The sequence below is a fragment of the Dyadobacter sp. CY326 genome, assembly GCF_021390515.1.
Lineage (GTDB): Bacteria > Bacteroidota > Bacteroidia > Cytophagales > Spirosomataceae > Dyadobacter.
In genome coordinates this window covers 138,941-151,657 of the sequence record NZ_JAJUXI010000007.1, presented here as the reverse complement: position 1 = coordinate 151,657, position 12,717 = coordinate 138,941, and the positions used below count along the sequence as shown (strand labels likewise).

General features: G+C 42.3%; 8 protein-coding genes and 1 pseudogene. 4 read left to right on the top strand and 5 right to left on the bottom strand.

All coding sequences use genetic code 11. The annotated features are described in order from the left end of the window. Positions 1–498: 498 nt before the first annotated feature. The 4 genes from LZG73_RS15330 to LZG73_RS15315 all read right to left on the bottom strand — a co-directional run bounded on the left by LZG73_RS15330 (position 499) and on the right by LZG73_RS15315 (position 6,196). On the bottom strand, positions 499–2,358 hold the full coding sequence (locus LZG73_RS15330; protein WP_233851442.1) for a hypothetical protein: 1,860 nt from the start codon (positions 2,356–2,358) through the stop codon (positions 499–501). 737 nt (positions 2,359–3,095) lie between these two features. Further along, on the bottom strand, positions 3,096–4,640 hold the full coding sequence (locus tag LZG73_RS15325) for an SIR2 family protein (RefSeq protein ID WP_233851433.1): 1,545 nt from the start codon (positions 4,638–4,640) through the stop codon (positions 3,096–3,098). 55 nt (positions 4,641–4,695) lie between these two features. Then, positions 4,696–5,811, bottom strand: coding sequence for a hypothetical protein (locus tag LZG73_RS15320; RefSeq protein ID WP_233851431.1), 1,116 nt, complete (start codon positions 5,809–5,811; stop codon positions 4,696–4,698). Position 5,812: 1 nt separating this feature from the next. Next, the gene (locus LZG73_RS15315) at positions 5,813–6,196 is read right to left on the bottom strand and encodes an acyl carrier protein (protein WP_233851429.1); all 384 of its coding nucleotides are present in this window, start codon (positions 6,194–6,196) and stop codon (positions 5,813–5,815) included. A 557-nt stretch (positions 6,197–6,753) separates the two neighbouring features. On the opposite strand from LZG73_RS15315, the gene rhuM reads away from it, so the two are divergent. The 4 genes and pseudogenes from rhuM to LZG73_RS15300 all read left to right on the top strand — a co-directional run. Beyond that, a complete protein-coding gene (gene rhuM, locus LZG73_RS25680; protein ID WP_409014340.1) occupies positions 6,754–7,062 on the top strand; it encodes a RhuM family protein in 309 nt (102 codons plus the stop codon). A gap of 497 nt (positions 7,063–7,559) precedes the next feature. After that, entirely contained in the window at positions 7,560–9,092 is a 1,533-nt protein-coding gene (locus LZG73_RS15310) for a tyrosinase family protein (protein WP_233851427.1), read from the top strand. A 20-nt stretch (positions 9,093–9,112) separates the two neighbouring features. Next, positions 9,113–9,859 carry a DUF2182 domain-containing protein gene (locus LZG73_RS15305; protein WP_233851424.1) on the top strand — a complete coding sequence of 249 codons (747 nt, stop codon included), beginning with the start codon at positions 9,113–9,115 and terminating at the stop codon, positions 9,857–9,859. A 426-nt stretch (positions 9,860–10,285) separates the two neighbouring features. Further along, positions 10,286–10,945, top strand: a pseudogene (locus LZG73_RS15300) (S8 family serine peptidase); the annotation flags it as partial. A gap of 744 nt (positions 10,946–11,689) precedes the next feature. Here the strand turns inward: LZG73_RS15300 and LZG73_RS15295 are convergent. Continuing rightward, positions 11,690–12,223, bottom strand: coding sequence for a hypothetical protein (locus LZG73_RS15295; RefSeq protein WP_233851422.1), 534 nt, complete (start codon positions 12,221–12,223; stop codon positions 11,690–11,692). Positions 12,224–12,717 lie beyond the last annotated feature (494 nt).

The following is a 12,717-nucleotide window of genomic DNA, read 5'->3' as shown; positions in this document are numbered from 1 at the left end:
CATCCGTTTCGGTATAGATGTTAGACATTTTGATGCCATATAAATGGCCTGAAAAAGGATTAGGGTATAACAATCTGGTTTTCTTCCCTGTCGCCAACTTTTCAATGTAATATACAGCATACATTCAACAGCATCTTCCTAGCGTTCTATCTCCAAAAAAAAATACTTTTTTTGCCTTGTCAAGACTCCAGGAAAAAGTGGTCATCTGATGTGCCTTAGGCATAACGAAGATTGTTAAATCGATGTCTGTAGAGGTATTCCTGACCGCTAGATCTTGAACCGTCACAATCGCCAAGCGCACTCTGGGAATTCATTGATAACCAGAGTGCTTTCCTTATAATCCAAGGTTGTCATGATGCAGAGTTTTGACTTACGTGTTTAAAAACCTTCAACATCCGACTGTGCGTCTAGAAAAAGAGATGGTTGGATCGAGAATTGGTCCAGCCATCTCTTTGCGACCCGGATTGATAGAGAATAAATAAACTTTAAATATTCAGCCTAACCAAGCCTTCTTGGGCCCAGATCTCGTAATTTGGGCTCAGGGCTATTCCTTTCTCGCTGCGGAGACTCTCGTTGTGGCGAATCTCTTCTCTGGGGTGCCTCTCTGGGTTGGTCCTTTTCTGCACGAGGCCGATCATTGGCGTTAAAATGATCATGTTCGCGTTGCCTGTCCCTTAGTGCTCGCTCCTTTCGGCTAATTTCGTTTCTTAGTTCTTTCTCTCGATTTACCAATGAACAAAATTCATTGGAAACTTGACTGAGCTCCTGATCCTTTAGGTTGAATTTCTCAGCAAGATCCTTTATGCTATTTTCTACATCATTTAACGATTTTAGCTTTCCCTTCACAATTGACTGCAAATTCGAAAGCTTATCCATTGTTGAGTTTCGAAGTCCCTTTTTTGTAAATATCTCATTGAACTGTCGAGTAATCTCGCCTTCAATACTCTTATTATATCCATTTAATAAAGAATTGAGCTTTTTGCAATAGTTCTCCGTATTCCTGCTCTTTCCATTTTGCAATGATGCTAGCGTTGCATGATTCGCCTCTACCGGATGACCGGGAAGAGGGAAGTGCAAGCCAGCAGCTTTCGCCACTTTTACAAATAGCTCATAATTTTTGCTATTGCCTCGTATTTTATTATTGTATGGCTTACCAGCAAAACTAAAGTCAACTGCACCTCCAATTAGATGTTTTGAATCGAGAGTCTTAGTTTTGAAATCATTTTTTATTTTTGTTTGATCAGTAGCAGATCTAGCTGCGGAAATTATTTCCATTTTAGTTTTCTTCCAATCTGAAATAGTTCTTATTTCGTCATTGGTGAAATCAGTTCTCGTTGTTAAGTGCACTTCGGGATCTTTCAAAATATCATTTAGCTTATCTAATGCCTGAACCATCTCATGGTCAAGTAAAGGAGAGCCCTGTACACTGGTTCGAGGAGTATTGTATTCTTTATTTTCTATGTTTTCTTGAAGTGACTCATGCACTGGCTTTAAAATATCATTTGAGGTGCTAATTGGCTTATCGTCAACATCAAGCAATTTATATAGATCGTAATACTCCCCACGTACCATAGGTGCGATACTAAGCTGATTTGACTGATTTTGCAGCGTGGAAATTGCGCTTTGCTCACTAGCTATATCACTTCTTACCTTTAATATGTTTTTCTCAATTTCACTAATCTTTAAATTCCAAAGATCTCGCTCCTGAGTTTTCTTAATTAAAAGCTCATCGACAATAAGTTCTTCCTTAGAAACATCGGAAATATTATTGATGACCTTATCAATTTCTAAGGAAAGATTGATGATCGAAGAATCATTGTCTTGTATAAATGAAAGACTTTTGAGCAAATCTATTGCTGCTTCCTTTTCAAAATTGTCTATTAAATCAATATCAGGATAGGCGCAAACAACATGTGGAAACTGAACTGGCTGAAATACATTATAACCTAACTCAATTAGTTCTTTATATTTCTTCTTCAAATCGGATGGTGATGCAAACTTTCTATCTTTTACGTAGTCAGATTTTGAATCTATCCAAACTTCGCCATCTGGGTAGATGTAGGTTGTTAAATACCCGAGGTTATTTGCGAGTTGAAAGTCATGTGGCAGTGAAACTAGTATATCCTCTGGTAGGTAATTACATGGACGGTGAGTAACTGTATCATTGGGGAAGTGTTGGGGAAATGCTTCTGGAATAGACATACTAATCCCTCTATTCCAAAAAAACAATGTAAGAGGGAAGCCAACAATGATTACTACTCCTGTTATTATCAACCGATTTTTAAATAGAAATCCAAAAAGTTTTTTCCAGTTGATTATTGAGCCAGTTGCCGCTGTTGTGCTTTTATGGTCCTTCATACAATAATTAGCCAAATATTAAAACTAAACGTGCAGTTTACAGTAGGTTCAGGGAATTCGCGCGACTGGCTTGTAACTCATTAATAAACGTTAAGATATCAATTAAGTACAGGATTGCAACTGAACTCTAGTTTATAGAAAACTGTTTGATTTCTTGCTGATTAATACAAATTTTTATTAAACGGTATTGACGGGATTTGTCGCCGAAATAGTGTAACGATAAACTCGCACTGTTCCTACACTTTTAACTGTACGCTATTTACAAAAACGAAAGCTGCCGTCACTAAATATCATGCTGTACTGCATTTAAATTCTGACGGTAAAAGTTGGATGGTCTACTCTCTGCGGTGACCATAAGTAATTAGCCATGGTATCTCGAAAATCAAAGTCTCATTTTATTATTTCGACACTGTCGCTCGGCGGGTGAATTTTTACGCAACTGAGATGTTATTCGGATACTCTAGGGTCTCTACGGCATCGGTCGACCGCTGGTATTTAGAACCTAAATTCCCAACTTGACAGTGAGAGGAAGGTGGAGTGCGGATCACAAATGCCGAGGAGCTAAAAATGAAAGTCGGACCGCAGACCTATGATTTTAATGACGGGGATCATGTCGTTCATTTCACCACGCGAAGTAATAAGCCTTACTGTCGAAAAGGTTATCCAAGTAAAGCGGTCGGGGTGTTATCTGATCTTGGTCTTCAGCTTCAACAGACCACGATTTTGAGTATTATAGTTCAATAATTGAAACGATCCAGATGATCAGGCCCGCCTATCAGACGATTCGTAACGTATTTCCAGACAGCAGCTTCATCGTCAAGTAAAACCCGGATAATACAATGAAGTGCTTTGGCCGCACACGTAGTTGCTGAATAATTGTAATTCAGCAACCCATCTGAAAAATCTTTGGAAACAAATGCCAGAGATGAGACGATCGAAAGCGCTGCTGCTTCCAACGCCAGCCGGATTTCCCCACCTGATTCAATATCAATCTTGATTTTTTCGACCGTTTCGCGAAGCAGAATAGCTGTCGAATAATCATTTTCTCCGCTTTTTAAAAATAGATGGGCTTTCTTAACAGCGCTGCGAATATAGGTGTACTCTCCATCCCTGGGAGCAGAATGAGGGGGCTGTCTCTCAACAATTAATGCGAGAATATATTCAACGGCAATTAGCGCTACTTGTGGGGCAAGTTTATCTCCGAATTTCACCAATTCAGGTAGATAAGTTCCTAAGGATGTTCTGGGCGTTCCCCACGGACTCTGAAAACCTGAATAATCCACTGCATGTAATCGTGCAAGCTCCACGCGTGAGAAGAAGGTCAGAAGATCCTGTGCCGGCTTCATAGAAAGAGTCTCATCGGCCGCTTTAAAAAGAAGTGAATTCGAATCAATTCCCTTGTAAAAGTGAACCCGATTCATACTTGCTTTTCTGGAAAGGGCCATAACATGACTGTAATTGTTCTTGATTGCCGACTCGTCATCTTGATAAAAACACCATAACAGTTCAAGCTCGGTAGCCCGTTCTGCAAGCACTTCGCCAAGTGTATTCATTAATATGTCTTTCCAGCCACCGTAGCCGATAACGACAAGTACACAGCCTTCCAGAAGTCTTCTGATCGAACCCCTTAATTCTGATCTTGTTTTGATCAGTTGAGAAGAAGTGTGAAGGGTGTCAACACCACGCCAAAGACCATGAAGATGAACTACGTGCGTTCCCACTCCCCGGACATTTAACAATGAGCCGTCCTCCGAAAGAGAAGTAGAGTACCAAGGAACCCTGAATTTACTGAGTGCAATTTCAATCAGCGGATCGAAGTTCGTTGTCAGAATCGTCGATCCGAATTTTTCCGGGAAGTGCGCACATAACGCGGATAGTGCTCTCAATGAAGGAGGTGTACTCCATGGATCGAGATCGTTTTCCAGCCTTCGAAGTGAACCTTCCTGGTAGATTGAATCGTCATTTTGGAACGATTTAAAATCTTTTCGTGCCATTAACGTTATCTGCTGAATAACTCGATTGGCCGCAGTTTGTCCTTCCGCTCGGATGAGTTTTTTAAAAGCTTCCTGATAGCTGCTACACTCGTCAAGAAGCGGAGAAAACTTACCTTGCATGATTTTAAGGACCTCTGTTGCTCCGGGAACCCCTATTCCATTCTGGTCGGGCAGGACAACACCGGATCCCAATAGGAAAACAACTTTTTGTTTGTGTTTTAAAGAACTGGAAAGTCGATTCACTAAATCGTATTCTGAGAGGAATTGGGGTCCTTGCATTTTTTTCATATATGAAACTTATGATGGCTGATCGAAGGTATTCTTAGTCATGATTCCGGACCGGCTAAAACTTAAAACCTAACCCCACAACGATATTATTAACCTCTTCCTGGGTAATGGGAACGTTACCTTTTTGAAATTCGATTTTAAAGGTTGTATTTCGCTCTGCCCCAAAGCCGTAGGCGAATGTGGATGTGTAATATTTGCTATGTTTCTGCGGACCTGAGAACCCGTACAGATATCTGACCGCTCCACCTAATTCCACCCGCTCAAAAAATCTAAGATCGATGCCAAACTTGCCCCCAGCCCGGGTATAGGTTGAGTTACTTTTTAGCTCTTCTTTCTTTCCCTTTGATAACACATGTCCGGCTTCAGAATGGACAAAGGTCTGCAGCCTGATTTCCACAGGGCTTTTTTCCCACGGACGCCAGTACAATCCAAAAGGCTCTAGTTGCAGTACTGGCTCCCACTCTGCTTCCACCCCATATTGTGAGCTTTTAAAGTCAAAGTCGGTGCCATAGTTGGCCAGCAGTCTTATCAGATGTCTAAGAAAAATCCCTTTCCCCCGGGGCCTGAGGTAAAGGCCAAACCTTGGTACCAGTGAATTTGCCTCTTTGGTTGAATCTTTTGTGACAACTCTGTTAAAGGAGACACTAAGTGCCGTTGATACGGTTTCGTTGTGCTTAAATGGACGCATGAGTGCGCCTTTGGCGACCCAGGCATTTGCGCTTGTACCGAAATCGTGAGCATAGGAAAATATCGACGCCTTTGCTTTTGAGTTTTTCTCGGCCGCCTTGTAAGGTGAGATGTCTTCTGAGGTTTCGCGCAGTAAGATTCCGAGTGTTTTGGTTTTGCGGGGCAATGGATACAACTGGTTGACTTGGTCCAGCGAATAAGCCTGCTTATTTCCGAAGTTTCTTATAAAATCGTTCAGAAAAGCGAATAGCAAATTCTTTGTTTCCGTATCATCTACCCTGGTGTCCTTATTACTATCCGCATCAGAAATGGCCTTAAATTTGAGCTCCAGCAGATACAGCTTCAACTCTTTGATGGATAAACTATCATTTTTATCAAGATCAAATTTTTCCAGGCCGGAAGTTTTAGGGGTTTGGGCAGAAACTGTATTTGGAATGATCAGCACGTAAATAATTACCAGAATCGATAGTAGCTGTTTTTTCATGTTATCTCAGCCTTCTTAGTCTTCTCCTTGCGGATTTTGTTCTTTTGATTTCCAGCTTAAATGCGTCCATTTTAAATCCGTCACTAAACAACTGATCGATGACATTGTCAGAGTCTTTGAATCTGTCATCGATAGCGTTCCAGATAAAAAGAAATAAATCATTGACCGTCTCCAGTCCCAGCAGATCATCAGGCGTGATTTCGTCTTTTAAGAAAGGTCCGAATTCTTCCTCAATGGCGGCCAGTAATTTTTCGACTCCGGTTTCATTGAGTCCTAACTCACTTAATAAATCCCCGGCCAGGATATCTTTCTCATCTTTTCCTGTCAGATCGGCAAGTATTGCTATCAGCATTTCGTATGCAAGCGTGCGGGTAATTGTTCTCATATTACTTAGCTTAATGGTTAAAGAATCTGTTTTATAAAGTTACAATCTTCAAATATCACAAATACGTGATTTTCACCCATTTAAAGGAGTAATTATGCCCTTTTTGTGCGAAGGAATTTCATTGAAGGAAAATGTTGAATCGTCGTAATTTGGTTAAGGTTTGTACAAGCCATATTGGGAGTAGAAGTGGAATTAGACTGTCTATTTCTTAGATAATGTAATTGTATATCCTGCTCCTTAACCATTAGGTTTCAAAATGTGATGGTATGTATTTATGTTGTGCTTGTTAGGACAAATCTACGGTGCGGCAGAGTTCAAAACCGAAATAAACAACTTGAATGCTCACCTTGTTTCTGGAAAGCTGTCACGGTACCGGTTGACAGCTCGATCAGCGCCACTAGCGGCGGCTCATAAACATTTATAAATTTATTTTACTTGAATTCTAAATCCAGAAAATGCAAAATCAGATTGAAATCTACCAAAGCCAAGACGGGCAGGCTCAGATATAAGTAAAATTCGGAGAAGAAACTGTTTGGCTTGACGTACATTCCTTAGCTGTGATATTTTCGGTTCAACGTCCCGCTGTAGTTAAACATATTAACAACATATACAAATCCAGTGAGTTAGATTTCGCTGCAACCTGTTACAAAATGGAACAGGTTGCAGCTGACGGAAAGAAAAGAAAGATACACTTGTATAAACCTGGATGTCATCATATATGTTGGTCACCGGTGAATTCAACACAAGCCAATCAGTTCCGGCAGTGGGCAACAAAGTACTTAAAAGATTATCTGATTCAGGGTTATTCAATTAATGAGAAATGGCTTATGTCTGATTCCAGCAGCGAAAGTATTCCGTTGATCTAAATACTGTGTGCCCGGGTGATGGCTCCCCGGCAACTACCGGCGCCTAAGCACTGCCTGAGCTTGCCAGCTCTTTTGAGATGGGAGATACCCTCGTTGAATCTTTTCAATTCCGTCTCATTCATGATCGGTATCTTTTTAAAGCAATCCCTATAACTGTGGCAGTTTTTTTTGCAGCGGTCTGTTGAAAAGCAGAAATATCATGATGTGTCAGCAGCCATATTATCAAGACGAAACTACCGGACATTATTTTCCGCCGAGCAATTAAATCAAAACATCGTAATAAAGGAATGTGAGGTGGTCAATGACTACGGATGCAATGTCGCTTCAGGACACATCTGGCAACTTTCAGAAAGCGTATTTTTACGGTAAAAATACCGTAGATATACGGCAATTTATGAACGTTTTATTACTTAGTATTGGTCCAGCTTACACCATTTACATGGGATTGCGATTCATTTCCTATTTGAACCACAAATCTTAAATTCACAAGAAAACACATGGCTACATTTACAAGAAAGAATGCCTGGAATCAAAATGGAACATTCCACAATCCTGACCTTTTGTGGTATGCCAAAGGTGTAAGTGTAATGCAATCCCGTTCCTTAAACGACCAGACGAGTTGGTGGTTCTTCGCTGCAATACACGGAAATAGATGGCCAAATATTCCTGGTCCGCCGCTTGTGCCCACAACACCACAACCTTCTCAGGGTTTAATAGATCAATATTGGGCCCAATGCCAGCATGGTACCTGGTTTTTCCCACCCTGGCACCGCGGATACCTGTATGCAATTGAGAATATACTTAGGGAAATCATTCAGTCACTCGGGGGGCCGGGTGACTGGACCTTACCTTACTGGAACTATTTCGGCCCTGACAATCAGTACAAAATACCTCCTGCATTTACGGTGCAGAATTTACCGGATGGGGATCTGAATCCACTTTTGGTTGCGGCGCGATATGGTCCCAATAACGACGGGAATATCTTTGTTCCCTTGTCATCATGGGGAATTACCCAGGAATGCCAAAAGGATTATGATTTTGTCGGGGGTAATTCTAACGGCAACTCCGGTGATTATGGCGGTGCGGAAACGGGGTTTGAACATTTCGCGTCACTTTTTGGGGACTTGGAATGGAACCCTCATAACTTTGTCCACGCAGCAGTGGGAGGTCAGACCCCCACTGGTCGCGGCGGGTTGATGTCCAATCCGGAAACAGCAGGGTTAGACCCTATTTTCTACCTGCACCATTGCAATATTGACCGGATGTGGGCAGCCTGGAATTCATCTGGAAAAGCCAATCCGAACGACCCAAACTGGCTAAGCGGTCCTACAGCCAGCGGCGATAGGAAATTTTACATGCCAAAGCCCGATAGAACACCCTGGCAGTATGCGCCCGACGTGGTGAACGATACCGGCCAGCTTAATTATACTTATGATAATCTTTCATTAGGGATCCCCCCCGAACTGGCTGGTAGAGATGCGCTTAGATTGCGTAATTTTGGTTTGACAATGGATGAAACTAGACTGCTCAGTACTATGAATCTCAACGCTAATACGGAGTTGGTCGGTGCCAATAGTAGCATGACTACATTGGACGCTACCGGCGCCCGTACGACTGTAAAACTTGATTCGAAAGGATGGGAAACTGTGACGAAGAGTCTGACCAATACTTTTGCAGCACGTATTAATAACAGTCCGGCTGCAACCAATTTACCTGATCAGGTATACCTTCAGCTAGAAGGTGTAAAGGGAAATGAGGATTCAATTGTTTGTTCTGTCTCTATAAATCAACAGTATGTAGGGCATATTTCTCTATTCGGGCTCTACAATGCCTCTATCAAAGACAGTCAACACGGAGGGGCCGGGCTTACCATCAGGCTGGACATTACCAAGATTGTAGATCAGATGCATCTTAGCGGTATGGCTGAATTAAATTCTCTGGATGTGCTTATTCAGCCCGTAAACATAGTCGCCGAAGGCAGTGAATTGACTATTGACCGGGTGAGTGTTTACCGTAAAGGCCTCATGTAGATTTATCAAACAGTCAGGAAATGGTTCGTACTGCAATCAGCCGGGTGATTCTCGGCGTAAGTATTTTCGCTTGGGTGTTGCTTTTGATTAACCCCGGACATATCATGAGCATGGAACATTGTCATGTTTCAGATTCGGGCCCCTCGGTTTCATCACTTCATATGTTGCTGGAAATGAATCCAATTGCATCCCAATTAACTGGCTGGGGCCTGATGGTGGTTGCCATGATGTTTCCAAAATTGATCATACCAATCCAGCACATTTACGCACGGAGCCTCAGGCGTACTCGTTTCTCGGCGTCATTACTATTCGCCTTTGGCTATATGGCAGTGTGGATGGCAGTAGGTCTTCTCATGATCGGTGTGATAATGGGGCTGCACCTTTTGATGCCTGGTTCATATCTTCCGGTAACTGGGTTGGCTGTCATTGCCATTATCTGGCAATTCTCACCTGTGAAACAGCGATGCCTGAACCGGGGGCATAATCATTTAATATTAGCAACATTTGGGTGGGCTGTATATCGGGATGCATTACTATTTGGGGTGATTCATGGCATATGGTGCGTTGGGGCGGGCTGGGCATTAATGCTACTGCCAATGTTGTTGCCCAGTGGGCATACTTTTGCTATGCTCGTTGTGACCTTTATTATGCTCAGTGAGCATTTGGAGCATCCAAAAGTGCCACGCTGGCACGTGGATTTTCGAGCTAAACTGTTTCGGATGATAGTTGCCCAAATACAAATAAGATTAAAAGAAGCACAAGAATGAAGTTGATCGTTGTCAAGTAAATAGATTTTTCAAGGGCAGACTTGATAATATACCAGGCTCTAAATTTATGTTCTTCTTGTTTTTTTTTTCGCAATGTACCGGCCTACACCACTACTGATTGGTAAATACTAATTGTCCGGAAAAAAAATCAGATTGCTCCTATGACGGGACTGGGCTTGAATCTATTCAATAATACATCAGATTTGTCTCACACACCGGCAATCAGAAGCGCATGTTGCAGTAGCTGGCAATCAATCTGTAAACAGGATTTTATCCATTTGTCAGAGGCATTTGCGTAAGGCATCAAGCGATATTAGGAATTCAGAATTTGCTCTTGTGTTGGGCGGGGTTGATTGCCACATTCAGGTAAGTCCTCAATAAGGTAAAAGGCTTCGTTTTAATTGCACGCATTGCCGAACACCCGACTTAGTCGCGCCAGGGAATGATATTTTATCTACCAAGTCGAAGTTAGCACCTTTTAGAAGTTTCTGGGGACCTTATTCAACTGCCAGTTACGCATATATGGGCGGGACAAGTATGGCTGCTCCCCTGGTGTCGGGGTGCGCAGCACTGGTTCGAGAATACTATGTAGCCAACGAAGGGTGGGACCAGCCAAGTGCTGCGTTAGTAAAAGCAACCCTTATAAACGGTACTCAAATGCTGACCGGGCGTAGCGCAATTGCTGAACATGCCGATTTGCCCAATTTTCACCAGGGATTTGGATGCGTTGATATGGTCAGGACCATACCAAATTCTGCAGAGAACTTTGACCTTTGTTTTATTGACTCCTGGAATGATCCTAGTCAACATATGGTTCGAACCGGTCAGCGTTTTCGGTACGAGTTTGATCTTCCAAACACAGACTGGTTGAGAATTTGTCTTGCTTATACAGATGCTCCCGGACGCTCGATTCAAAATGACCTAAATATAACCCTGCAGTACCTGCCGGTTGCGGATCCGCCGCAAAAATGGACGGGCAATCAAGGAGCTGTTGCAAATCAGCTTCTGAAAACGCCCGATCGAAAAAATAACGTAGAACGATCCGACTTCCTCAGGCTCTTCCAGGTCGCTATATTTTACAGGTAAGTGCTTATAACTCTTTTAAAGGAGATTTTCAAGATTTTGCTTTGGTGATAACTGCTCCCACTATCAATAATATTAGGCGACTTCTGTAGTATTAATACGGGGATTTTCCGCAGGTTCAATCAATCAGCAGGGTTATTAAATCGTGTCTTTACGGTACGACGCAATCGCGAATGCTTCCCGCGGTCGCGTCAACAAGCAACGTTTTCAAAAAGTCTCATATCCATTTAATTCTGCTGATGCCTTCCAGCAAATTAAAGCCGTATCCTTTAACGGAACATACTGCCAGCCAGGCGAAACACGCAGCTCTACCCTGAAAGCAAGCTTCAACTTCGTCGAGTCCCAAATAAATCATCATGGTTTGACAACCTTCTGTCCTGAAGTCTTTGGTGAGCTTCCTTTGACAGATCGGTAGAGTAATTTGTTCATGGCAAAATGCTTTCAATGTAAAATGGGTTCTACCTTGTCTTTTTCCCGTAGTTGTTGGTACATCTGTCCGCGTTATCTCACAGTAGCAATTCTCGGTTCTATATTTCACAACATAAGAAAAATATTTCCTTTGCACCTAGATTGATTTTTATCTATGACATTCAAAAGAGTGCCTCCAAAGAAAATCGATCTGCTTTTTAGCATTAAAATCTGTTTAAATGCAGCCGGATTTCAAACCGCTACGTTCAAAAATCCGGCAACAAAGCCATTGCATCTTGAATGATATGTACAATTCTGATTACGTTCAGAGGCTCAAATTTACTTGGGCAACTCCCCTCCAAGTAACCGAATCGTATCGTCAACAGGACCGGCATAGTAAACTTCGATATACTGACACTCTGACTCAAATCGCTTATATCCGGCAATTGCCAGAGCACTTCCTTGTTTTGATGCAACTTGCAAAATCCCCTCAACCTCCTCATTGCCTGTCTTCAAGCGGTATTCCCTAGCAAAAGTATTCAGCCGAAAAACTGCGCCGTCCTGGCAAAAATCAACGCCTTCAAATCCGGAGATACGGCCAGAAAGAAATACAGGCACTTCGGCCGCTCCCTGACCACTAGTTCCGTTTGCGTCGCCAAATAAATTGGCGCCTGACCCGACTACAGCTTCAATTTTAACGGCGAGATGTGTGACTAGAATAAATCCACCGTTTGTGCCCGATATCTCTTTTAATTTCCAGCTAACCAGATCGGTGGTCAGATGCTCTTTCACTAATGCAATTGCGTTGTTTAATGCTTCATTGATGTCTCCACGTTCGGAAACTCCAGTAAAAGATTGTGCGGTTATGCTCATAAGCTGAAGTGGTTGAAGTGACAAGTTGTTAAAATTTTTATATCCCGGGATGGAACTATTAAAAATAGAGGCCAAGAATTCTCCTTAGTAACATTAATTTACAATCACCAAACTTACTCATCACGCCGATTAACAAGAGCCACACTAATTATTAACGAAACAATTTAGCTTCGGCTTCATCATTGTGGCCGTGCTGCGCCATCGGCATATTAAATACCCAACTTCTTACTGAGTTCATTAGCCTGAGGTTTTGGAACACAATTTATTTAATAAAATCTTGACAAGATGACCCGCATAAAGTTGCATCATAACTGGCCTCTGCTCAATAAACGTCGCTCTATCGCAGGCACGATTTGTGCTGCTCCGACGTACATGGGCTAACTGTCGATCAGCGGTCTCGCAGCTGTATCCCAACCTTCCCTCCAACTTGCCAAGTGCAAGAGACCGGAATCCTTGTCACTTCATTTGATTTGCAAACCCCATTCGCTTCAAAG